General features: G+C 24.6%; 24 protein-coding genes and 1 pseudogene. 14 read left to right on the forward strand and 11 right to left on the reverse strand.

Features of this window, described 5'->3' with window-relative positions; translation table 11 throughout:
• Window positions 1–37: 37 nt before the first annotated feature.
• Window positions 38–337 carry an HU family DNA-binding protein gene (locus WIGMOR_RS01235; RefSeq protein WP_269077129.1) on the reverse strand — a complete coding sequence of 100 codons (300 nt, stop codon included), beginning with the start codon at window positions 335–337 and terminating at the stop codon, window positions 38–40.
• 342 nt (window positions 338–679) lie between these two features.
• A complete protein-coding gene (gene hemE, locus WIGMOR_RS01240) occupies window positions 680–1,753 on the reverse strand; it encodes a uroporphyrinogen decarboxylase (protein ID WP_014354028.1) in 1,074 nt (357 codons plus the stop codon).
• A 286-nt stretch (window positions 1,754–2,039) separates the two neighbouring features.
• Here hemE and thiC point away from each other — a divergent pair, with 286 nt between their 5' ends.
• From thiC to thiH, 6 genes and pseudogenes are all read left to right on the forward strand, one after another.
• Complete coding sequence (thiC, locus tag WIGMOR_RS01245; RefSeq protein ID WP_041944108.1) at window positions 2,040–3,926, forward strand: phosphomethylpyrimidine synthase ThiC; 1,887 nt, start codon at window positions 2,040–2,042, stop codon at window positions 3,924–3,926.
• The gene (thiE, locus tag WIGMOR_RS01250; RefSeq protein ID WP_014354030.1) at window positions 3,916–4,554 is read left to right on the forward strand and encodes a thiamine phosphate synthase; all 639 of its coding nucleotides are present in this window, start codon (window positions 3,916–3,918) and stop codon (window positions 4,552–4,554) included. The genes thiC and thiE overlap by 11 nt, the downstream gene beginning before the upstream one ends.
• Before the next feature lie 37 nt (window positions 4,555–4,591).
• A pseudogene (locus tag WIGMOR_RS01255) lies at window positions 4,592–5,341 on the forward strand (HesA/MoeB/ThiF family protein).
• 12 nt (window positions 5,342–5,353) lie between these two features.
• Window positions 5,354–5,554, forward strand: coding sequence for a sulfur carrier protein ThiS (thiS, locus tag WIGMOR_RS01260; protein ID WP_014354031.1), 201 nt, complete (start codon window positions 5,354–5,356; stop codon window positions 5,552–5,554).
• The gene (locus WIGMOR_RS01265) at window positions 5,555–6,319 is read left to right on the forward strand and encodes a thiazole synthase (RefSeq protein ID WP_014354032.1); all 765 of its coding nucleotides are present in this window, start codon (window positions 5,555–5,557) and stop codon (window positions 6,317–6,319) included. It abuts the gene before it with no gap.
• A gap of 8 nt (window positions 6,320–6,327) precedes the next feature.
• Window positions 6,328–7,446, forward strand: coding sequence for a 2-iminoacetate synthase ThiH (thiH, locus tag WIGMOR_RS01270; protein ID WP_014354033.1), 1,119 nt, complete (start codon window positions 6,328–6,330; stop codon window positions 7,444–7,446).
• Between the two features lie 194 nt (window positions 7,447–7,640).
• Here thiH and hspQ read toward each other — a convergent pair whose 3' ends face one another.
• Complete coding sequence (gene hspQ / locus WIGMOR_RS01275; protein ID WP_014354034.1) at window positions 7,641–7,958, reverse strand: heat shock protein HspQ; 318 nt, start codon at window positions 7,956–7,958, stop codon at window positions 7,641–7,643.
• Window positions 7,959–8,515: 557 nt separating this feature from the next.
• Between hspQ and rpiA the strand changes: the two genes are divergently transcribed.
• A complete protein-coding gene (gene rpiA / locus WIGMOR_RS01280) occupies window positions 8,516–9,172 on the forward strand; it encodes a ribose-5-phosphate isomerase RpiA (RefSeq protein ID WP_014354035.1) in 657 nt (218 codons plus the stop codon).
• Between the two features lie 149 nt (window positions 9,173–9,321).
• The gene (gene glyA / locus WIGMOR_RS01285; RefSeq protein WP_014354036.1) at window positions 9,322–10,578 is read left to right on the forward strand and encodes a serine hydroxymethyltransferase; all 1,257 of its coding nucleotides are present in this window, start codon (window positions 9,322–9,324) and stop codon (window positions 10,576–10,578) included.
• Between the two features lie 47 nt (window positions 10,579–10,625).
• Here glyA and ssb read toward each other — a convergent pair whose 3' ends face one another.
• From ssb to WIGMOR_RS01310, 5 genes are all read right to left on the reverse strand, one after another.
• The gene (gene ssb, locus WIGMOR_RS01290; protein ID WP_014354037.1) at window positions 10,626–11,135 is read right to left on the reverse strand and encodes a single-stranded DNA-binding protein; all 510 of its coding nucleotides are present in this window, start codon (window positions 11,133–11,135) and stop codon (window positions 10,626–10,628) included.
• A 64-nt stretch (window positions 11,136–11,199) separates the two neighbouring features.
• A complete protein-coding gene (gene dnaB / locus WIGMOR_RS01295) occupies window positions 11,200–12,594 on the reverse strand; it encodes a replicative DNA helicase (RefSeq protein WP_014354038.1) in 1,395 nt (464 codons plus the stop codon).
• 117 nt (window positions 12,595–12,711) lie between these two features.
• Window positions 12,712–13,443, reverse strand: coding sequence for a 1-acylglycerol-3-phosphate O-acyltransferase (locus WIGMOR_RS01300; protein WP_014354039.1), 732 nt, complete (start codon window positions 13,441–13,443; stop codon window positions 12,712–12,714).
• Window positions 13,444–13,563: 120 nt separating this feature from the next.
• On the reverse strand, window positions 13,564–14,400 hold the full coding sequence (gene aroE / locus WIGMOR_RS01305; RefSeq protein ID WP_041944109.1) for a shikimate dehydrogenase: 837 nt from the start codon (window positions 14,398–14,400) through the stop codon (window positions 13,564–13,566).
• A 4-nt stretch (window positions 14,401–14,404) separates the two neighbouring features.
• Window positions 14,405–14,965, reverse strand: a complete 561-nt coding sequence (locus WIGMOR_RS01310; RefSeq protein ID WP_014354041.1) for a Sua5/YciO/YrdC/YwlC family protein — start codon at window positions 14,963–14,965, stop codon at window positions 14,405–14,407.
• Between the two features lie 365 nt (window positions 14,966–15,330).
• Between WIGMOR_RS01310 and def the strand changes: the two genes are divergently transcribed.
• The 3 genes from def to trkA all read left to right on the forward strand — a co-directional run bounded on the left by def (window position 15,331) and on the right by trkA (window position 18,251).
• Entirely contained in the window at window positions 15,331–15,786 is a 456-nt protein-coding gene (gene def / locus WIGMOR_RS01315) for a peptide deformylase (RefSeq protein WP_014354042.1), read from the forward strand.
• A gap of 58 nt (window positions 15,787–15,844) precedes the next feature.
• On the forward strand, window positions 15,845–16,804 hold the full coding sequence (gene fmt / locus WIGMOR_RS01320) for a methionyl-tRNA formyltransferase (protein WP_014354043.1): 960 nt from the start codon (window positions 15,845–15,847) through the stop codon (window positions 16,802–16,804).
• Between the two features lie 67 nt (window positions 16,805–16,871).
• The gene (gene trkA / locus WIGMOR_RS01325) at window positions 16,872–18,251 is read left to right on the forward strand and encodes a Trk system potassium transporter TrkA (RefSeq protein WP_014354044.1); all 1,380 of its coding nucleotides are present in this window, start codon (window positions 16,872–16,874) and stop codon (window positions 18,249–18,251) included.
• On the opposite strand, the gene WIGMOR_RS01330 is transcribed toward trkA, so the two are convergent.
• Complete coding sequence (locus tag WIGMOR_RS01330; RefSeq protein WP_014354045.1) at window positions 18,248–19,564, reverse strand: amino acid permease; 1,317 nt, start codon at window positions 19,562–19,564, stop codon at window positions 18,248–18,250. The two genes, trkA and WIGMOR_RS01330, sit on opposite strands and share 4 nt — an antisense overlap.
• 171 nt (window positions 19,565–19,735) lie before the next feature.
• Window positions 19,736–20,695 (reverse strand): thioredoxin-disulfide reductase, encoded by a 960-nt coding sequence (gene trxB, locus WIGMOR_RS01335; RefSeq protein WP_014354046.1) that lies wholly within the window; start codon window positions 20,693–20,695, stop codon window positions 19,736–19,738.
• A 483-nt stretch (window positions 20,696–21,178) separates the two neighbouring features.
• Between trxB and WIGMOR_RS01340 the strand changes: the two genes are divergently transcribed.
• The 3 genes from WIGMOR_RS01340 to serS all read left to right on the forward strand — a co-directional run bounded on the left by WIGMOR_RS01340 (window position 21,179) and on the right by serS (window position 23,779).
• On the forward strand, window positions 21,179–21,424 hold the full coding sequence (locus tag WIGMOR_RS01340) for a DNA translocase FtsK 4TM domain-containing protein (protein ID WP_041944110.1): 246 nt from the start codon (window positions 21,179–21,181) through the stop codon (window positions 21,422–21,424).
• Window positions 21,425–21,809: 385 nt separating this feature from the next.
• Window positions 21,810–22,424: an outer membrane lipoprotein chaperone LolA gene (gene lolA, locus WIGMOR_RS01345; protein ID WP_269077130.1), complete on the forward strand. Its 615-nt coding sequence runs from the start codon at window positions 21,810–21,812 to the stop codon at window positions 22,422–22,424.
• Between the two features lie 65 nt (window positions 22,425–22,489).
• Entirely contained in the window at window positions 22,490–23,779 is a 1,290-nt protein-coding gene (serS, locus tag WIGMOR_RS01350; RefSeq protein ID WP_014354048.1) for a serine--tRNA ligase, read from the forward strand.
• Between the two features lie 971 nt (window positions 23,780–24,750).
• Here the strand turns inward: serS and WIGMOR_RS01355 are convergent.
• Entirely contained in the window at window positions 24,751–25,350 is a 600-nt protein-coding gene (locus WIGMOR_RS01355; protein WP_014354049.1) for a peroxiredoxin, read from the reverse strand.
• Window positions 25,351–25,366 lie beyond the last annotated feature (16 nt).

A 25,366-nucleotide genomic window follows, 5' to 3' on the forward strand; every position in this document is an offset into this window, starting at 1 on the left:
TTAAAAGAAGAGTCGTTATACTTTTATGCAATTGTATTTATTTCACTGCTTCTTTTAATGTTTTTCCAGAAACAAACATAGGAACATTTGCAGCTGCAATTTTTATTTCTTTTCCCGTTTGTGGATTTCTACCTATTCTAGCATTTCTTCTATGAATTTTAAAAGTACCAAAGCCAATTAACTGTACCGCATTACCTGCTTTTAAAGATGTGATAATAGCTTCTAAAGTGGATTCTAAAGCAGCTTTTGCTTTAATTTTAGGTAAATCAGTTTTATTAGCAATAACATCAATTAGTTGTGTTTTATTCATTATAGTATTACCTTTATGTTTTGCGATTAAATAAACATTAGAATTTAATAATAAAATAAATTTTTAATTTTTATTCAATAGATATAAGTTTATTATTAAATTTAATATTTATTAAATATAATTTTTTAAATCATTTACTTTTTGTATTTTTTAGTGATCAATATTAAAAATTATTTTTTATTTAATATTAAATTTTAATGATGTTCGCAAATAACATAGCTTATCATAAATTATTTTTAAAGAAATTTTTCTTACTGTTTAACAGAGAATATTAATATAAATTTTATGTATTATATTATAAATATAATATTTGAATTATTATTTTAATATTTTATTAAAAATATAATATTCATAAAAAACAATTATATATTAATATATTTTTTGATGATATTTTTGAGATAATTGATGCACAGAATCAACTAAAAATTTTACTTTTTTTGGATCAGTATCTGGCAATATACCGTGTCCAAGACTAAATATATGACCTTCTCTAAATCCAAATCGAGATAAAATTAAATCAGTTTCTTTTTGAATATAATTTTCTTCAGCGTATAAAACATGAGGATCCATATTTCCTTGTAAAGCAACATATTTTCCAACTTTTTTAAGAGCTTTTTGAATATCAACACTCCAATCTAAAGCAATAACGTCACATCCAGATGAAACAATGTCTTTTAGCCAAGCATTAGCATTTTTTGTAAAAACTGTTACAGGGATTTTATATTCATTTTTTATAAGAGATAATTGTTTTATTATTTTTTGGATATAAAATAAGGAAAACTTTTTGTATTTTTTTCGATTTAATATTCCACCCCAAGTATCAAAAATTACAATAGCACTAACTCCGGCGTTAATTTGTGCATTTAAATATAAAATCACAGAATCTGTAAGTTTTTTTAGTAAAAAATGTAAATCTTTAGGATTTTCATATAACATTTTTTTTATTTTGGAAAAATTTTTTTTTGCGTTTCCTTCTATCATATAGCATGCTAAAGTCCAAGGACTGCCGGAAAATCCGATTAATGGAATTTTGTAAGAAATTTCATGACATACTATTTTAATAATTTTTAAAACATAATTCATATGTTCTTCAGGATGTGGAACAATTAATTTCTCCATATCAAAACGTGATTTAATAGGATTGAGAAAACAAGGACCAAAATCATTTAAAAAAGTTAGATTCATTCCCATAGCGTATGGTACAATTAAAATGTCTGAAAATAAAATAGCTGCATCTAAAGAAAAAAGATTTATTGGCAATAATGTTGCTTGACTAGCTAATTCCACGTTTAAACATAAAGATAAAAAATCTCCGGCTTTCTTTTTAATATTTTGATATTCAGGCAAATATCTACCGGACTGACGCATAATCCAAATTGGTGTTTTATTGACTTTTTTTCGAAATGCTGCTTTTAAATAACAATCATTTTTGAAAATTTGCATGATAAATTCCGTATTCGTATTTTTTATTTTGTAAAAAAAATAATTAAATTTTGTACATATTTAGTAGATGTATAAAAAAAATAAATAATTTTTAATTTTTCTTGCAAAAAAAAAATTTAGTGGCAATATATAAATTATACAATACTCATTTAGTTTATAATAAAAATATTATTCAGCTTATTTTAATTTATAAAAATTAAAAAAATAAAAAATATAATGCAATTTTTTTATTTTGATTCAAGTTAATAAGATTCTAAATAATTAAAAAATTTACAAGGAAAGTATTATGTCTTCTTTATCAATGTCTATACGAAAACAATCCAAAATAGATGCGAAAAAATTTATAAATAATTTTTCCAGAAATTTATATCCTAATTCTCATCGTATCTATTTAACAAATAAATGTCAATCTGTAAAAGTCCCAATGCGTTCTGTCAAATTAAGTCCCACAGAAATAATTGATGAAAATAATAAAGTACATTATGAAAATAATTCTCCTGTATTAATATATGATACATCCGGTCCTTATGGAGATCCTCAAATACCTATAGATATAAATTCTGGATTAAAATTATTACGTAATAAATGGATTTTAGATAGAAACGATATAGAACGTATTCCTGAATGTAACCAAAACAAATACGAAAATAATTTTCAAATTGATCACAATTTTAATAAATTTAATTTTTACTATCGTGCAAAAAATAAAAAAAATATTACACAGCTATACTATGCAAAATCTGGAATTATTACAGAAGAAATGGAATTTATTGCTATAAGAGAAAATCTAAATCGTCAAGAAATTAATGTTGATAATCAACATACATCATATACACAAAAAATAAACAATACAATTACGCCAGAATTTGTGCGTCAAGAAGTAGCATCTGGACGAGCAATTATCCCATCTAATATCAATCATCCTGAATCTGAACCAATGATTATTGGTCGAAATTTTTTTGTAAAAATTAATGCTAATATTGGAAATTCATCAATTAGTTCTTCCATTGAAGAAGAAGTGCAAAAACTTATATGGTCAATTCAATGGGGAGCAGATACCGTAATGGATTTATCAACAGGACGTCACATTCACGAAACAAGAGAATGGATTTTAAGAAATAGTCCTGTTCCAATAGGAACAGTTCCTATTTATCAAGCTTTAGAAAAAGTAAAAGGTGTTATTGAGGATCTTAATTGGGAAATATTTGAAAAAACATTGTTAGAACAAGCCATACAAGGCGTAGATTATTTTACCATACATGCAGGATTATTATTAAAATATATTCCAATGACATCAAAACGTATTACTGGTATTGTATCTCGTGGTGGTTCAATTATGGCGAAATGGTGCTTATCTCATCATAAAGAAAATTTTTTATATGAAAATTTTGAAAACATTTGCAAAATTTGTGCAACTTATGATATTTCTTTATCTCTTGGAGATGGCTTACGACCTGGTTCTATTTATGATGCAAATGATAAAGCACAATTTTGTGAATTATATACTTTAGGAGAATTAACAAAAATTGCTTGGAAATATCATGTGCAAGTTATGATAGAAGGACCAGGACATGTTCCTATAAATAAAATTAAAAGGAATATGACAGAGCAATTAAAACATTGTCATGAAGCACCTTTTTATACTTTAGGGCCTCTAACTACTGATATTGCTCCGGGATATGATCATTTCACTTCTGGAATTGGAGCTGCATTAATTGGATGGTATGGATGTGCAATGTTATGCTATGTAACACCTAAAGAACATTTAGGTTTACCCAATAAAAACGATGTTAAACAAGGTTTAATCGCTTATAAAATTGCTGCTCATGCTGCAGATATTGCAAAAGGACATTTAGGGGCTCAAATACGAGATAATGCTATGTCAAAAGCTCGTTTTGAATTTAGATGGGAAGATCAATTTAATCTTTCGATTGATCCAAAAACCGCCCGAATGTTTCATGATGAAACTTTACCCAATCCATCGGGGAAAAAAGTGCATTTTTGTTCAATGTGTGGACCAAAATTTTGTTCAATGAAAATTTCTCAAGAAGTACGTAATTTCTCTAAAAATCATCAAATTAATCAAGGTATGCATGAAATGTCAAAAAAATTTCGTAAAAATAAAAATCAAATATACTTGAATAAACAAAAAAATACAAAAAATGAAAATTAATCAAATTTTTTTTCCAAAATTTTCAAAAAAAATTGGATTATATCCTATCGTAGATTCTATAGAATGGTTAATAAAAATTTTATCTACTGGAATTAAAATAATACAATTAAGAATTAAAAATATGAGTGAAATTAAACTTGATGAAAATATTAAAAAATCAGTAATGTTAGGAAAAAAGTATAAAGCTTATATAATTATTAATGATTATTGGGAATTAGCAATTAAACATCAGGCACACGGTATACATTTAGGACAAGAAGATATGCAAAATGCTAATAGAAAAAAAATTTATGATTCTGGATTATACCTAGGATTATCTACTCATAATGACATTGAAATAAAACATGCATTATCGTGGAATCCATCATATATTGCATTTGGTCATATTTTTCACACTACTACAAAAATTATGCATTCACAACCACAAGGTATACAAAAACTAAAAGAATTATGCAAAAAAAAATATAATTGTCAAAAAGTTGCTATAGGAGGCATAGGATTAAAAGAAATAGATGAAGTTTTAAGCTGTAACGTAGATGGCGTTTCTATGATTAGTGCAATTAAAAATTCAAAAAATTGGAAAAATACTATTTCTAGAATACAAAAAAAAATAAGATCTGTTTTATAAAAAATATTAAATATTAAAAATTTAATGAAAATAAAAAATGAATGATATAAGTAACATAAACTTTTTACGATATAGCCGTCAAATTCTTTTAAAAGAAATAGGAATATCTGGACAAAAAAAATTAGAATGCTCCAAGATTTTAATAATAGGTTTAGGAGGAATAGGATCTTCTGCATCTATTTATTTAGCATCTGCAGGGATTGGTACTTTATTGTTAGCGGATTATGATTTGATAGAAATTTCTAATTTGCATAGACAAATATTATATTCCACATATGATATAAAAAAAAGTAAAGCTAATGTTGCTAAACATAAATTATTCAATCACAATCAATCTACTAAATATTTTGCAATAAAAAAAAAATTAAATAAGAAAAATATACACAAATATATAAATTATTCAGATTTAATTTTAGACTGTACAGATACAATGTATACTCGACAAATTATAAATTCTATATGTGTAAGTGAAAATAAACCGTTAATTAGCGCTAGTGCTATAGGATTCAAAGGTCAACTATTATCAATTTGGCCACCATGAAAAAATGGATGCTATTCTTGTTTATTTACAGATAAAACTGAAATACGACAAAATTGCCAAGAATACGGGGTTTTAGGACCAGTAGCAGGATTAATGGGAATCTTGCAAGCATTAGAAGCAATTAAATTTATTATTGGAATACATGACAAGCGTGAAAAAATAAAAATGTTTAACGGCAAAACGTTGCAATTAACAACATTAAAATTAACAAAAAATAAACATTGTACTGTTTGTATGAAACAGTAAGTTTAAATAAATATGAAAATTATACTAAATAACATCAAAACAGAAATAAATAACACAACTACACTTTTAGAGCTAGTTTCTATTTATCAAAAAGAAACATTCGGATTAGCAATTGCAGTAAATGATGTTGTTATACCGAAAGAAAAATGGTCAATTTTTAAAATTAAAAATTATGATAATGTTGTTTTGTTCCAAGCTATAGCTGGAGGATAAATGTTAAAAATAAACAATACTATATTTAAATCTAGATTATTTCTTGGAACAGGTAAATTTTCTTCTAATGAAAAAATGTTGCAATCAATATATGCATCTGAAAGCGAATTAGTAACACTATCTATACGTAGAATGGATTTAAATAACAAAACAGATGAATTTTTAAATGCATTAAATAAATCTAAAGTAAAATTATTACCGAATACGTCTGGTGCAAATAACGCTAAAGAAGCAATAATTGCCGCTAACTTAGCCAGAGAAGCATTACACACAAATTGGATTAAATTAGAAATTCATCCGGAAAAAAAATATTTATTACCTGATCCTATAGAAACATTATATGCATCTGAAAAATTAGTTAAATCAGGATTTGTAGTATTACCATATTGCAGTCCAGATCCAGTTTTATGTCATAGACTTGAAGAAGTAGGATGTAGCGCAGTTATGCCTCTTGGTGCTCCAATTGGCAGTAATCAAGGATTAGTAAGTCGTTATTTTTTAAATATTATTATTGAACAAATTCACATTCCAATTATTATCGATGCAGGAATTGGACAACCTAGTCATGCGATGGAAGCAATAGAAATGGGAGCAGATGCAGTGCTAGTAAATACTGCTATTGCCACAGCAAATGATCCGATAAGAATGGCAAAATGTTTTAAAACTGCTGTACAAGCAGCAGAAATGGCAAAAAAATCTGGATTTGCTAAAAAAAACTTATTTTCTGTCAAAAGCAGTCCATTGACTAAATTTCTTAATAATTAGAGAAAAATATGCAAAGTTTTCAAAAAATTTGGGAAACGATTCAATGGAATAAAATCGCACATGAAATTTCTATATGCAAAGATTATAATGTTCAAAAAACACTATCAAAAAAAATTTTTTATCTGAATGATATTATACCTCTCTTATCAAAAGCGGCCGAACCATATTTAGAAGAATTATCTCAAATTGCTCAAAATTTAACTCATATACGTTTTGGAAAAACTATTCGTTTTTTTGCACCATTATATCTTTCTAATTTTTGTGCGAATGATTGTACTTATTGTGGTTTTTCTATGAAAAATAAAATACGTAGAAAAGTTTTAAATGAAAATGAAGTGCTACAAGAATGTAATAATATTCTTCAAAATAATATTAGTCATATATTATTAGTAAGCGGAGAACACGAAAAAATAGCTGGAATTGATTATTTTTCAAAAATTATTTTATTAATTCGTAAGAAATTTAGCTCTATTTTAATGGAAGTTCAACCTTTATCTGAACAAAATTATTCAGTATTAAAAAATTTAGGTTTAGACGGCGTTATAATATATCAAGAAACATATAATATAAAATCATATAGTCAACATCACATACGTGGAAAAAAACAAAATTTTTTTTGGAGATTACAAACTCCAGAAAGATTAGCTCAAACTAATATGGAAAAAATAGGTCTTGGTATACTTGTTGGTTTATCAAATAATTGGCGTGTAGATTGTTATTTTTTAGCATGTCATATTTACTATTTAAGAACGATATATTGGAAATCAAATTATTCAATATCTATTTTAAGATTACGACCATGTTTGAATGGCATTCAACCATGTTCTATTATGACTGATCGAGAACTATTACAAGCTATGTGTGCATTTCGTATATTATTTCCAGAAATAGAAATTTCTTTATCTACTAGAGAATCAGAAAAGTTCCGCGATCATGTTGCTCCAATTTTAATTAACAATATTAGTGCTGGATCTAAAACACAACCTGGAGGCTATGTAACATCAAAAACAGAACTGGAACAATTTTCTCCACAAGACCATCGTTCCCCTAAAGAGGTGGCTGATGTTCTTATAAAGAAAGGGTTGTCTATAATTTGGAAAGATTGGGATTACTATTTAGGAAGATAATAAAATAAAAAACAATTTTTAAATTTTATCAATTTTTTGAAGTTAACTTTCATTTTAAGTGTTACTTAAAAAGTTTTAAATATAATAAAATTTCTGTATTGTAAAACATTTTAAATATTTTATAACATTTACTTTAAAAGTACATTTAATATTAAATATTTTTATGCAAAAAAAAACCAAAAATAATCTTTGAATTAATTTCTTAATCTTGGAGTTTTTAATTGTTTTTTAATAGATGCTGATAATTCATCCAATTTTGGTTGTTCCGGATGCACAGGGAATATTTCGTATCCTAATTGTGCTTCTGCCAGATAAGTATGCACTGGCTTGCCATCTTCATCTTCCATGACAACATAGTACCAAGGTGATGTGCGTAAACTATCATCTGCAGAAATCTCTTCTAAAGACGGCTTTTCTAAAGAATACTCTGGATCTACATCGATTACTACTCCTAAGTATCCAAGCAATTTATGTCGCACTTGTTGTCCTATACCGAACTTACTTGCAATCATAAAACCTCCGGATAAATTAAATTTTGATATATCATATGACAGAGATCAATAAAATTCAAGTATCTAAAAAAATAGGTGATATTTTCATACTATAATAATTTATAATAATTTTTAAGATAAATGAATATTGTCTATTAAAAAAATATATTACTTTATTTTTTACTGATATAGTATATAAAAATTAATTTTAGGTTTTTTAAGAATTTAATTTTGTATTTTTTTATCAAAAACGTAAATATTTGTTATAGATCTATAATCTATATAATATAAACACGATGAATGTTGTTTATGACGTATTTTTTATTGATTAAATAATAAAAAATAAGTGTAGTATTAATACTAAAATTTTATTTATTTTTTTAAAATTTTTCTAAAATACTTAGTCGTACAAATATTTTTTTAGATTAAAAATCTAAAATGTATGTAAAAATTAATTATTATCAATAAATAATTAAAAATTTCTTATTTTGAAGTAACAGATATTAAAATATTTTATAATGCTTTATTATATTTTAAATAATTTCAATACTTATGAGAAACATTTAGTATACAATACTGTGATAATAAATAAATTAAAAAAAAAAGCAGGATGGGCTGCATTAGAATACATTCAACCTGGAAATGTAGTCGGAGTAGGTAGCGGATCTACTGCGGCATATTTTATTGATGCTTTAAGTTCAGTAAAAAATTATATTAAAGGCGCAGTTTCTAGTTCTGAAATGTCTTCTTGCAAATTAAAAAATTTAGATGTTCCTTTGTTAGATTTAAATGAAGTAGATGTGCTAGATATTTATATAGATGGTGCAGATGAAATAAATTCTAAAAAATATATGATCAAAGGAAAAGGAGCTGCGTTAACAAGAGAAAAAATTATTGCTTCTGCAGCAAAAAAATTTATCTGTATTGTCGATAGCAGTAAAATTGTATCTGTTTTAGGAGGTGTACCGCTTCCAATCGAAGTAATACCAATGGCAAGAACAATAGTATCTAAAAGAATAATGGATTTAGGAGGAATTCCAAAATATAGAAAAAATATAATTACAGAAAATGGTAATATTTTATTAGACGTATACAATTTAACGATTTTTAATGCTCTTTCTTTAGAAGAAGAAATTAATAATATACCTGGAGTTGTAACAGTAGGATTATTTGCTCGTCGCGCTGCTGACATTGCTATTATATCTGGACATCAAGGAATAAAAGTAATCGAATAACAACAACGTATATATGTAAAATTTCTAATTATTAATAGAATACTGATTATGTATTTAATTTATTTATAATTTTTTTATTAAGTTTTTATTTCTAATTAATTTATTATTTCAAATAAAAGTTTATATTTTAAATTTTTTGGTAATATAAAATGTGTATAGATTATTGTGATCTTAAAAAATATGATTTTGAATTATGGAAATACATTCATCAAGAAAATAAAAGACAAGAAGAACATATCGAACTTATTGCATCTGAAAATTATGTTAGTAAATATGTGATGGATCTTCAAGGATCACTATTAACTAATAAATATGCAGAAGGTTATCCAAAAAACAGGTATTATGGAGGTTGTTCTTATATAGATAAAATTGAAAATTTAGCAATTAAAAGGGCTAAATCATTATTTGGCGCAGATTATGCAAATGTTCAACCACATTCAGGATCTCAAGCTAATTTTGCTGTTTATTCCGCTTTGTTAAAGCCAGGCGATACAGTTTTGGGCATGGATTTAAAACATGGAGGACATTTAACGCACGGATCTTCTGCAAATTTTTCTGGAAAAATATATAATTTTGTGTCATACGGAGTGAATAATTTAGGAAAAATTGATTATCAAAAATTATCTGATCTATCAAAATTACATAATCCTAAAATGATCGTAGGAGGATTTTCTTCATATTCAGGATTTGTTGATTGGAAAAAAATGCGAAAAATATCAGATCAAATTGGAGCATATTTATTTGCTGATATTGCACACGTTTCTGGATTAATTATTGCTGGGATATATCCCGATGCTATTCCATATGCACATGTAGTGACGTCTACAACACATAAAACTCTAGCAGGTCCTAGAGGAGGATTAATTTTATCTAAAGAAGGTGATACTCAACTGTATAAAAAATTAGATTCTGCAGTTTTTCCCGGATCACAAGGTGGGCCTTTAATGCATATTATTGCAGCAAAAGCGCTAGCATTTAAAGAAGCTATGTCTCCAAATTTCAAAAAATATCAAAAACAAATTGTAAAAAATTCTAAAGCCATGGTAAAAGTGTTTTTATCGCGTAAATTTAAAATAATTTCGGGAGGTACTAAAAATCATTTATTTATAGTAGATTTATTAAATCGTAATATCACAGGAAAATCGGCAGAAAAAATTTTAGAACAATCCAACATTACTGTTAATAAAAATTCTATACCAAATGATCCTTTAGGACCTTCTATAACCTCGGGCATTCGAATTGGTACACCAGCTGTAACGCGTCGCGGTTTAAATGAAAATCATGTTAAAATTTTAGCAGAATGGATGTGTGATATATTAGATGACGTTGATAATCAAAATATAAAAAATAAAATTAAAGGTCAAGTAATACGGCTATGTAAAAAATTTCCTGTTTACAAAAATTAACTGTAATAAAAAAAATTTTAAAATTCGACAAAAATTTTTAATAAAGTTTAAAATGGAATATCATCGTCAAAACTAATATTCATATTTTTTTTATTTAATTTTTTTTCATCATCATGGTCTAATTTATCTTCTTTTCGATTTATATTGGATTTATTTTTTTGATCATGCCACGATACTTTGTTAGAAGTGACATCTGTTTCAGATATTTGTTTTGTTCCAAGCATTTGCATAGAACCATTAATTCCTACAACAATCTCTGTAATATATTTATCTTGACCGTTTTGATCTTGCCATTTTCTCGTTTGTAAACTTCCTTCGATATATACTTGAGAACCTTTTCGTAAATATTCTCCTGCTATCTCAGCTAATTTACCAAATAAAACTATTCTATGCCATTCAGTTTTTTCTTTAATTTCTCCAGTATTTTTATCGCGCCAATTTTCAGATGTAGCAAGTGTTATGTTCGCAACAGCATTGCCGTTGGGTATATAACGTATATCTGGATTTTGCCCTAAATATCCAATTAAAATTACTTTGTTTATACCTCTACTAGTCATTAGTTCTCCGAAGAATTAATATTTATTTTTTATAATTTAAATAATAGATATTATCTAAATATTATTATTCGTAATAATTATGTGAATAGTTATCAAATCTAGACCATTTCCCATTAAAAGTTAAACGAATTGTGCCTATCGGACCATTACGTTGTTTACCTAAAATAATTTCTGCTACTCCTTTTGTTTCATTATTTTCATTATATACTTCATCTCGATAAATAAACATAATTACGTCTGCATCTTGTTCAATCGATCCGGATTCTCTTAAATCTGAATTAATTGGTCTTTTATCAGATCGTTGTTCTAAACTTCGATTAAGTTGTGACAATGCAATCACGGGAACTTGAAGTTCTTTTGCTAGCGCTTTTAAAGATCTTGAGATTTCTGCAATTTCCAATGTTCTATTATTAAATATTGTAGGAGCGTGCATAAGTTGCAAGTAGTCAATCATAATCAAACTTAATCCTGAATGTTCACGAAAAATTCGTCTTGACCTGGATCGAATTTCTGTTATTGTTAGTTTAGAAGAATCATCAATATAGATATTTTTCTTTTTTAATAATGTTTCTACGGTATTTGATATACGTTCCCAATCTTCTTTTGTTAATTTACCGGTTCTCAATCGACTTTGATCTACTCTTGATAAAGATGACAGTATACGCATCATAATTTGTTCGCCTGACATTTCTAAACTAAAAATTAAAACTGGTTTACTTTCGTTTATTGCAGCATATTCGCATAAATTAATAGCAAAAGTTGTTTTTCCCATTGAAGGTCGTGCCGCAATAATAATTAAATCTGACTTTTGTAATCCAGAAGTTTTTTTATCTAAATCTTGATATCCACTAGAAATTCCAATAATTTCGTTTTTTGGTTCTTGATATAATTTTTCTATTTTTTCTACTGTATTAGTTAAAACTGATTCAATGTTTTTAGGTCCTTCATTTTTTCTATTTTGATTTTCTGCTATTTGAAATACGCGTGATTCTGCTAAATCTAATAAATCTGAGCTACTACGTCCTTTAGGATTGTAGCCTGCGTCAAAAATTTCTTGTGCGACATGTATAATTTGTCTAATTATGGCTCGTTCGCGAACAATTTCTGAATAAATAAAGATATTTGTAGTACTAGGAATATTTTTTGACAGTTCTGCTAAATATGCAAATCCTCCAACTAATTTAAGTTTACCTTTTTGTTCAAGAGATTCTGAAACAGTAATTAAATCAATTGGTTTTCCGATATCGCATAATTCATGCATTTCTTGAAAAATTAATTGATGTGATTTATTAAAAAAATCATTACAATTAATTTTATCTGATATTTCATCCCAGTAATCATTATTTAACATTAGACTACCTATAATAGATTGCTCTGCTTCTAAAGAATGTGGAGGCATTCTGACATTGTAACTTGAATAAGATGATCTGTGATTAATATATTTAGATGATATAGACATGTTCATTTAAAAATGAAAATTTATTTTTAATTAATTTAAATTTAAACTGATATTCTATCACACAACGTATCAGAAAATTATAGAAAATATTTTTTGTTAAACAATTCTTACATAAATTTATTTAAAATGATTAAATTTTAATATTTCTTCATTAAGAATGCTGATTTTTTTTTGAACTAAATCATAACAATCTTGAGACAACTGTCTTGCCTGATTAATGCGATATTTTTTTATATTAATTGGAGATAAAACTTCAATTATTACTATGCCGTTATTATACTTGTTTATTTTTATTTGAGATGTATCTGAAACGCAAATTGGAACAATAGGAACTTGAGCATGTAACGCGATATGGAATGCTCCTGATTTAAATGGTAATAATCCTTTTCCTCTACTTCGAGTGCCTTCTGGAAACATCCAAATTGATGTTTTTTGATCTTTTAAAATAGAAGTAACTTTTTTTAATGATTTTAAAGAACTAATTTTATTTTTTCTATCTATCAATAAATTACCTGATATCCAATATAAAATACCAAAAAAAGGAATCCATATTAAACTTTTTTTTCCTATCGTAATAGTATTTTTTTTTATTACTCGAGATACTGTTATCATATCAAAATTATTTTGATGATTAGCTATATATACGCAATTTTTTGGAAAATTTATATTTTTTGGATAACGTATAATAACTTTAATTCCAAATATACAATAAAGATGTCCAAAAATTCTACCAAATTTATATGCATGACATGAATTGCATGGTTTATATAGTGCACAATAAATTGATCCTATTATGCAAATTAAAATACAAATTATTAATAATACTAACATGCGAAAAATGGCTAACATTTTTTTAAAAATGATATTTATTATTTATTAATATTATAATATATAAATTTGATTAACGAAATATTTCTCCAAATTTTAATAAAATCAATGTTTTATATAGATAATCAAAAACATGATATATCAATTAACTGTAATTTTTTTCATAAATCTTTCATAAATTTTATCTATATAGGGAAACATTCCGTGCCATAATAAAAATGTATGGGCCGCTTGTGCAATTAACATACCAAACCCATCAAAACAATTTTTAGCACCTTTTTCTTTACAATGTACAAGAAATTGTGTCTTTTTATTTTTTTTATAAAACATATCATAACAAAAAACATTTTCATTAATTATGTCATAATTAATATTAGGTGCTTGATTATATATTCCGCAAGAAGTTGCATTAATAATTAGATTATAATTTTCTTTTGTTATATCTTTCATGGGTAATACTTTTATCTGATGTTTATAAGATTGATATAATTGAGCAATTTTAAATGCTTTGGAAATTGTACGATTTGTCATTGTAAGATTACAACCAAAATTTAACAAATAATTTACCGAACTAGCAGCTGCATTTCCTGAACCGATCAACAACAATTTGCTATTTTTTTTTATTATGTTTAATCTATTTAAATCATATATTAATCCAATACCGTCTGTATCATCTCCTAACAACAAGCCATTAGGTTGCTTTTTAATTGTATTTATTGATTTTGACATAAAAGCACGTTTTGTAATTTGATCACATAAAAAAAAACTACGTTTTTTAAAAGGTGTAGTAATGTTTGCTCCTAAACCTCCGGAATTAAAAAAATCTTTTACTTTTTTTTCAAAAGTATATTTTTTGACTAAATGTTTTCGATATTTATATTTAAGTCCAGTAAATTTTTGAAATTCCTGATGTATTTCTGGGGAACAACTATGTTCCACAGGATTTCCAAATAGAGCAAAAACATTATTTAATGACATTTTTTTATCCTTTACGAATAACACGATTATTAAATATATTTCTTATTTCAGAAGGATTTTGATAAAGTCCAATAGGATAATCTAAAATTTTTATATTTTCCCCGAATTGTTTATATACTTCGTTTGAAGTTTTTGCTGGAATTTTTCCAGATAAGTTTGCACTAGTAGAAATTAGTGGTTTTCCAAACATATTACAAATTTTTATAATCGGAAAAAAAGCACTCACCCGAACTGCTAACATGCTATTTTCCCCGATTAACCATGGAGAAATAGTATTTTTTGGAGGCATTAACCATGTTATAAATCCAGGCCAAGTTAAAAAAATTTTTTTTAATATATTTTTACTAATTAGATTGTAGTTAATATATTTTTTCAACTGAAAAAAATTAGATGCAACTAATATAAATCCTTTTTCTTTATTTCTTTTTTTTAAAATTAACAATTTTTTGACTGCAGAAAATGAATCTGGATCACAGCCTAATCCAAACACTGCTTCTGTCGGATATGCAATAACTTTTTTCTGATGCAGTGCGCTTATAATTTCTACAAAGTTATTAGTATTCATAATATTATAAAAATTTTGTTATTTATTTTATAAAAGAATTATACATATTAATATCATAGATATATAATAAAATATCTAATATATATAGGAAATGATATTCTAAAAATTTTATTCGAAATAAATAATTATATAATTAAAAACTACTATTTTTTTTAATATTTAACATTAACAAAAAATGCGCTATAATCTTGTTTGAAAAAGAAAAAATTTTTATTCAGTTTGATTTTTTATTTAGACAAAGTTTATTAAAAATTAAAAAAATAAAAAAACTTTGTTTAAAATTACTCAAATGTTTAAAATTCTAAAATTTACAAATACAGTACAAGAAAAATATTTTGCTCTTATTTTTTTAAATTATATATATTATGTCTATATTATCAATACTACATTATCCAGATAAAAGATTAAGAAATGTTGCATCTTCGGTAACTTCAATAAATAAAAAAATACAAACACTTATAGATAATATGTTTGAAACAATGTATTTACAAGAAGGTATCGGTTTAGCAGCAACACAAGTTGATATTCATAAAAGAATTATCGTAATTGATACATCCAAACAAAAGAACGAAAAGATAGTGTTAATTAATCCAAAATTTTTAAATAAATACGGAAGTGAAATTTTTGAAGAAGGATGTTTATCTATCCCTAATATGCGCGTATATGTATCTCGATCTAGCACAGTGAAAATAGAAGCTTTCAATTATTACGGAAAAAAATTTTTTTTAAAAGCTACAGGATTATTGTCTAGTTGTATTCAACACGAAATGGATCATTTAATTGGAAAATTACTTATCGATCATTCAATTCGAAAATTATAAAAAAATAATAACTATTTAATTCATAACTATACAAATTTAAAATAATGTTACTTCAAATATGCACATATCAAAATCTTTAAAAATTATTTTCGCTGGCACATCCTATTTTTCTAGTAAATTTTTAAATATTTTACTACATTCTCAACATATTGTCGCTGGCATTTTAACGCAACCAGATCGTGCTTCTGGAAGGGGACAACAAATACATGAAAGTCCAATAAAAAAAATAGCAAAAAATTACAATATCCCTATATTTCAACCATTTTCTTCAAAAGATTTAGATAATATTATAGATGTTTTAAAATTAATAAACTGCGATATAATTTTAGTAATTGCATATAAAATAGTATTATCAAAAAAAATTTTATCTTTGCCTAAATTAGGATGCATTAATTTACATGGATCTTTATTACCACGTTGGCGTGGATCTTCTCCTGTGCACAGAGCAATTCAATTTGGTGACAAAAAAACAGGTATTACATTTATTAAAATGGACGAAGGTATAGATACAGGACCTATACTATATACATGCAAATGTAATATTACAAATTTTGATACTACAGAAACTTTATTAAACAAATTATACAAAATTGGAAAATGTGCAATCATCAAAGTTTTATATAAATTATCTATCGGAAATTTTCATTTATATCCGCAAAATAATTTGCTAGCAACATATGCGAAAAAAATCAATAAAAATGAAGCAAAAATTGACTGGAAAATTCCAGCAATACAATTAGAAAGAAATATTCGTGCTTTTAATCCTTGGCCAATAAGTTACTTTTGGATATCGCAAACATATGTAAAAATATGGAAAGCAAAAACTGATAAAAATAATATATTCTTTCATTCTCCGGGAGAAATATTGAAAATTAATTCTCATGGAGTATATATAAGTACAAGTCAAGGAATATTAATTTTGCAAATTTTACAATTATCAGGGCGGAAAAAAAATTTTATAAAAGAATCTTGGCATACATATAGAAAATTATTTATTCCAGGAAATTTTTTACTATAAAATAATTAATAAATATATTGAATTCAAATACACTATACAATGTAAAAATTAGATTATAAATATTACTATGAAAATTATAATTTTAGGTGCAGGTCAAGTCGGAGGAACGTTAGCAGAAAATTTATCTAGCGAGCATAACGATATTACTATTATAGATACAGATGAATATAAACTAAGACAATTACAAGAAAAATATGATTTAAAAACTATTCAAGGACATGCATCGCATCCAACAATTTTGAAAGATGCCCAAGCAGAAGATGCAGACGTATTAATAGCTGCTACTTATTCCGACGAAATTAATATTTTAGCATGTCAAATAGCCTATATTTTATTTAGAACACCAAACCGAATTGCACGTATTCGTTCTACGGATTATATTCAAGAATCTTTGAAATTGTTTAACCCTGCTTCTATACCAATAGACTATTTAATTTCTCCTGAAATGATAATAGCAAAAAATATTTTTAATCTTATTGAACATCCTGGAGCATTACAATTTTTTATATTTTCTATTGATAAAATTAGCTTAGTTTCTTTAAAAATTTCAGATGCTTCAATTGAATTAGTAGAACATATTATTTTATTGCTTCCAGAAAGCGTAATAAATTCCGGAACACGTATTGCAGCTATTTTAAGAAATAAAACGTTTATTAATCCTCAAAGTTCTACTCATATAGAAATAGGCGATGAAATTTTTTTTATTACTACAGTAGAAAATGTGAAGTTAATAACTAATGAATTTCAAAAAATAGAAAAACCATATAAACGCATTATGATTGTAGGCGGTGGAAATATTGGAGCAATGTTAGCTAATAAATTAGAAAAAAATTATCAGGTTAAACTAATTGAAAAAAATCAAAGAAGAGCAGCAGAATTAGCAAAAAAATTAAAGAATACTATAGTATTCTATGGAAATGCATCTAATGAAGAATTATTAATTCAAGAACATATTGATCAAGTAGAAGTATTTATTTCGATTACAGATGATGATGAAGCGAATATTATGTCTGCAATGTTAGCTAAGAAAATGGGTGCAAAAAAAGTACTAGCATTAATACAAAGAAAAGCATATGTGGATTTAGTACAAGGCAGCATGATTGACATTGCTATTTCTCCGCAAGAAGCAACTATTTCTGCTTTTTTAAAATATTTAGGAAATACAAATGTAATAAATAACTTTGTTATCAGAAATGGTGTAGCAGAAGTATTAGAAGCAGTTGTAAAAGGAGATGAAACTACTTCTCAAATTATTGGGAGAGAAATATGCGACATTAAATTACCTCCTGGAACTATTATAGGTGCAATTATCAGGAATTCAAAAATTGTTTCCGAACAAAAATATAATCCTATACAAAAAAACGATCATTTTATTATATTTTTAACTGAAAAAAGATTCATTAAAGATATAGAACGACTATTTGAACCAAATCCTTTTTTTCTTTAAAACCAATTTTTAATTTTAAATATAAGTTGATATATTATTGACGAGAATGCAATACTCCCTGTAACCCATAAGAACAAATTAATTAATTTTTCAGATCGGTATTGTTGCATACTGGGCAAAGTATATATTGCATATGTCGGAATTAAAAATAAAATTATTGCTATAATTGGTCCGCTTACATATTCGATAATTTCAAGTATACTGGGATTAAATACTGCCGAAAACCATGCACTAATAAAAACTATACTATTTATTGTGATATTTTTTATATAAAAATTTTTTTTATTGTTGTATTTTTTAAAAATCAAAACAAATACATTATTTAGTCCTTCTTTCGCTCCTATGTAATGTCCAAGAAATGATTTAGTAATAGCTATTGTTGCTAATATAGGACCAAAATCTTTTAAAAAAGAATTTTGAAAACGTATTGAAAAATAAGATAAAATTGATACGTTTTGATTTTTAGCTTCTATCATTTCTTCTGTTGTGATACTAAATATGCAGCTACATACAAAAAATATTACAGTAGTTGTCATTAAAATATGACTATAAAATAGTATTCGAGGACATATTTTTTTAGCGTATATTTGACATTCTTTTTTTTTATTAATTACGAAAGATGAAATAATAGGAGAATGATTAAAAGAAAATATTATTATTGGAATAAGATTCCATATTGCATGATAAATTTTAAAATTATATTGATGAAAAAAATTTTTTAATTCATGAAAAATAGAAAAATTCCAAAATTGTATTAAATAAAAAGATAAAAATAATAAAGATAGAATAAATGGAAATACTAAAATGCTCATAAATTTAACAATAAACTTTTCTCCTATTAAAATAATAAACATTAATAAAAAAATTAAAAAAGAAGCAAGTATAAAACGCGGTATCTCGTAACCATTTATATGATGCGTTATGAAAAAATTCACCGTGTTAGTAATTGCCGTACTATATATGAGTAATATTGGATAAATAGAAAGAAAATATAAAATAGAAAATAACAAAGATGCTTTGCCCCCAAAATTTTCGTCTATCACCTGAGAAATACTCGAATCTTTTTTATTTCCTAATAATACTAGACGTGCCAAATTTCTATGCGATAAAAATGTTATTGGAAAAGCAATTATTATTAAAATTAATAAATATAATATTCCTCCAATACCGATATTAATTGGTAAAAACAAAACTCCTGCTCCTATTGCAGTTCCATATAAACTTAATATCCATGTGATGTTATTTTTATTAAAAATATTATGATAATCTTGATATTTTTTTTTAAAATAATTTTTTTTAAAATTTTCTAACATAAATTCTCCATATTTTTTATTTTACTTGATTATTTTATTGAAATATCAGATAAATACATATTTAATTGTTATTCTTAAAATAAATTTAAATAGCGTTGATTAGTTATTTGTTTTAAGTAAAAAATATATGTGATTGAAAAATAACATTTATAGATAAATTTTAAAATTTTATTATCCATTTTCTTTAATTAAATTGTTAAGGTAATGTTCTACGTCTAAAGCGGCCATACAACCAAATCCTGCTGCAGTAATAGCTTGTCGATATAAATAATCCGAAACATCACCGGCAGAAAATATACCTGATATCGCCGTTGCTGTTCGATACAGTAAATTATCTATTGGTCTGATACAAATATAATTATTTTTTAATGGTATTTGATTGCAAAATATGCTTGTATTAGGTAAATGACCAATTGCAATAAATATTGCAGAAACTATTATTTTTTTTTCTTTTTTTTTATCTGTAGATTCTAATAGAATAGCATTTAGTTTTTGAGAATCTCCTAATATTTCTTTGACTATATAATTAGTATGCAAAATAATTTTTCCTGAATAACTTTTTTTTAACATACGATTTACTAATATTTTCTCTGCTCTAAATTCACTTCTACGATGAATTAAATGTACTTGAGAAGCAATATTAGACAGATATAATGCTTCTTCTATTGCTGTATTTCCACCTCCTACTACAGATACCGGATGATTTTTATAAAAAAATCCATCACATACTGCGCATGCAGATACTCCTTTACCTTTATATAACTCTTCTGAAGGAATACCTAGATAGCGTGCAGATGCTCCGGTAGCAATAATAATTGCATCAGATTTATATTGTTTATTTCCGTAACAAGTAAAAGGTTGACGTTTAAAATCGACTTGATAAATATGGTCAAAATATATTTTAGTACCAAATTTAATTGCATGTATGTTCATTCGATCCATTAACGTGGATCCAGTTAATTTATCTGGACTTCCTGGCCAATTTTCAATTCGATCTGTTGTAGTTAATTGCCCTCCAGGTTGTAAGCCTGTAATTAAAATTGGATTTAAATTAGCTCTCGCTGCATATATAGCTGCTGTATAACCTGCTGGTCCAGAACCTAATATTAATAATTTAGATTTGACAATCATTTTGATTTCCAGATTTTTATTTTTATAATTTTAATAGTAGTTTGTGTTTATAAAATTTTGTACATGTTTAATATAAAATGTTAAATTCTATATATTATACACTGAATTAAAAATATGTTAGAATTTAGTATAAATATAAAATAGTTTAATATTATTTATTTTTTATTAAAAAATCTAAAAATAATTTTTTTAAATTTAAATAACAAGGTTTATTATTTAAATCTAAAATTTAATTTTTAATAATATATTAATTTTTTTTTAAAAATTTTTTTATTTAAAACTAAAAAATAAAATCTCAAGATTATTCTTTTAATTTTTAAAATAAAATTTAAGTATCAATAAAAATAAATCTATAAAAAAATTCTATTTTATTTAAAATACAGATAAATAACATATCAGCAATCTTAAAAAGATATAATTTTTATGAAATTTTTCTTTAAAACTATATTTTTGCATTTTAATTAACGAATTAAATCTTTAATTATGTTAAAAAAAATTTATTTTTTTGATATTTTAATAAAATTAATATTAATTTACTTATTTTTAACTATTATAAGTTTTCAAGAAATAGATTCTAATTGGTTTAAAATATCTTTTCAAGATACTGTCGTTAATTTTGGTGGAAAATTTGGTGCTCAATTATCTGCTACTCTTTTTTTATTTTTTGGAAAAATAACATATATTATCCCATTAGTATTATATTCTATTTTTTGGAGATTTTTTTTTTAAAAAAAAATACGAAATAAATTTTGTACATATTACATGTATTATAATACATAGTTTTTTATTTATTATATTATCTTGTTGTTTATTATCTTTAAATTTTAATTTTTTATCAAACGACAATTTTCTTGGAGGAATAATTGGAATCACATTGAATATTATTTTTCAAAAAATGTTAATAAATATATATTATATAATTTTAATCACAATATTTTTATGGATATACAGTTTAATTTTATTCATTTTATGCTTTATTAAAAAATAATTACAATTTTAATTAAAATTTATAAAAAAATAAAAATTAATTTATTTATACATTAAATAAATTCAAAAAAATTATACTACGTTTTAATTAACAAATAAAAATTTCATCATGTCTACTATTTTTTATATGATAAAAAAACTCTATATATATATGATATTGTATATATATTTAATTATTTATAATGTTTTTTCTGACGATTCATATCTTTTATCAAAAAGATTAAGATTAATTAATAGTTTTTACGCAGGAATAACGCAAAAAATTATCAGTTCTTCAGGAGATCTCGTGCAAGAAAGTTCAGGTGAGATTTGGATGAAAAAACCAAATTTGTTTAAATCACATATTTTTTCTCCTTACGAAAGTATTGCAGTATCTGATGGAAAAACATTATGGTTATATGATTCTACTACTAATCAAGTTATAGCTTATTGGTTGCATCAAATCATTAATGATACTCCTTTATATTTAATTATGAATCATGATCAAAACCATTGGAAAAATTTTCACATAAAAAGTATTGGCAATATTTTTTATATTTTTTCTAAAACTAAAAATTCCAGTTTTAAAAAAATTACTATAATTATTAATAATCAAGGAATTTTAAAAGAACTAAATATATTAAGTAACATTAATTATCAAACAAATTATTCATTTCATATAAAAAATACTAAATTATATCCTAATTTTAAATTTAACTTTAAAATTCCAAAAGGGGCTACATTAGATGATCAAAGAAAATAAAAAATTGATAATTTTTTTTTAAATTAAAATTAAATTTTTTTAAATATATTTATAAGAGAAATAATATGATTAATCCAAAATTTTTACGCAATAATATTGAAGAAGTTTCTAAAAATTTATCTTTAAGAAATTTTATTTTAAATATCGATAAAATTCAAAAATGGAACAAAATTAGAAAAAACTTGCAACTAGAAGTAGACAAATTAAGATCTCAACGTACATTACAAGCAAAAAAAATTCATATTTTAAAAATACAAGGTAGCAGTATCGAAATTTTAAAAAAAGAATCGTTTGAAATTAATCAATTATTAAGCATTAAAAAAACACAGCTGGATTCTATAAAGAAAAAAATAAATGATTATTATTATTCTATCCCTAATCTTTTATCTAAAGATGTACCTTTAGGAAATAATCAAAGTCGAAATGTTGAAATAAAACGTTGGGGTCATCCAAAAAATTATCAATATAAAATTAAAAATCATGTAGAAATTGGAGAAAATTTACATCAATTAAGTATATCACGAGCTGCAAAAATATCTGGTAGTAAATTTGTACTTCTATGCGATAATATTGCACATATGCATCGTGCATTATCGCAATTTATGATGGATTTACATACAATAAAACATGGATATATAGAATATTATTTACCTTATCTTGTACATAAGGACATGTTATATGGAACTGGTCAATTACCTAAATTTTACAATGATTTTTTTTATGTAACATCATATTATAAAAAAAAATATCATAATTACACATTAATTCCTACAGCAGAAGTTCCATTAATAAATTTAATGCGCAATGAAATTATAGAAGAAAAAACATTACCAATTAAAATGACGGCTCATACTCCATGTTTTCGTTCAGAAGCAGGTTCATACGGCCAAGATACTCGAGGGTTAATTCGTGTACATCAATTTGATAAAATTGAAATTGTACAAATTGTGAAACCTGAACAATCTATGCAAGCTTTGGAAGAAATTACACTGCATGCAGAACATATACTCGAATTATTATGCTTACCTTATAGAAAAATACTATTATGTTCAGGAGATACTGGGTTTTCTTCATGCAAAACATATGATTTAGAAGTCTGGATGCCGTCGCAAAACATATATAAAGAAGTTTCTTCATGTTCGAATACTAGCGATTTTCAATCTAGACGTATTAAATTGCGTTATAAAGATAAAAAAAATAAAAAAATACAATTTGCTCACACATTAAACGGATCAGCTTTAGCTATCGGAAGAACGTTAGCAGCAATAATCGAAAATTATCAAACAAAAGACGGCTATATTGTAATCCCTAAAGTATTACGATCTTATATGCAAGGAAAATCTATCATTCAATAAAGACTAATTAATCAATTTATCGTAAATATTTTAAAAAAAGTTTTATTAAAAATTTTTTTGATATTATCCAGTAAAATTTAATTTATAAAAAAATTGAATAAATATAAAAAAATTAAAAAATAAACAATACGAATATGATTATATTTAAAAAATATATATTACTTATTGGTAATAACTTTTTCGAAGATATTTTGAACTATTTTAATTGCTTAGATCATCAAAAACTGTTTTTTATAAAAAAAATCATAAAGATAAAATTATTGAAAATTTATAATTTTTTAAAAATTATAAATAATTCTCGAATATAAAAATTATAAAATTTTTTACTTTTTAAATAAAAGTAAAACTTTTTATCTTCAAAAAATTTTAAATAAATTTTAATTTGGTAGTTGTTAATTATTTTTTTATAACATTTAATACTAAATAGTTAAAAATTTTATTTTTATTTTAAAATATTTAAAGATATATAGATTAAAAATTTTTAATTTATAAACTATAATGTTCATTTTATTGTTAAATAAAAAAAATTGAAAACTAAAATACACAACATTTAATGTAATTTTAAATTAAAATATATTATAAATTTTTTAAATCAATTTTTATTTCTGATTTTTTTAAATATATATTATTTTCATATAATTAGTTTTTTAAATTTTTAATACTATTTTATATAAATTAAATATTTTTAATTTTTATCAACTTTATGTAAGAAAAATGAATATTTTTTTTTATTTATACAACAAAAAAATTTTAAATTAATTTTAATTTTTTATAAAAAATCAGTTATATCTTTATTTATTAAAAAAATATTTTTATATAAGTAAATTTTGCAAAAAATATCTTAAGTAAGATTTTAGAATTTTTTTTTAAAAAACTATTTTTTTGAAAAAAAAGATTATAAAATATTAATTAAAATTGAATTAATTTAACCGGAGTTTATTTAAAAAATAAGCTCCGGAAAAATATAAGTACTATAAATCGTTTAGATGCTTAGATAAGTATTCAGAAACCCCATTTTTTGAAGGAATCATTCCAGATTTATTTTTTCTCCATTGCGCTGGACAAACATGACCATGAGTTTCATGAAAACTTAATGCATCGATAACGCGTATAATTTCATCAATATCTCTTCCTAAAGGCAAATCATTTACTATTTGATGACGAATTATCCCATCTTTATCAATTAAAAAAGACGCTCTTAACGCTACTCCTAGATGAGGATGTTCAACATGGTACGACTGTATAATATCTCTTTTTATATCTGATACCATAGGATATTTAACTGGACCAATTCCTCCTTTTTGAATTTCAATTGATTGCCATGTTTGATGTGAATATACAGTATCTATCGATACACCTATGATGTTGACATTTCTATTTTTAAATTCATTATATCTTTTGTTAAATGCAATTAATTCTGATGGACATACAAATGTAAAATTCATTGGCCAAAAAAATAAAACAGCAGTTTTATTTTTTATATAGTTAGATAAATTAAAATCTTGTATGATCTTCCCGTTTGGAAAAATTGCAGGTGCAGTAAAATCATGAAATTTATGTGCAATTAACATAGTAAATTCCTTATAA

The sequence above is a fragment of the Wigglesworthia glossinidia endosymbiont of Glossina morsitans morsitans (Yale colony) genome, from assembly GCF_000247565.1.
In the GTDB taxonomy this organism is placed as follows: Bacteria; Pseudomonadota; Gammaproteobacteria; order Enterobacterales; family Enterobacteriaceae; genus Wigglesworthia; species Wigglesworthia glossinidia_B.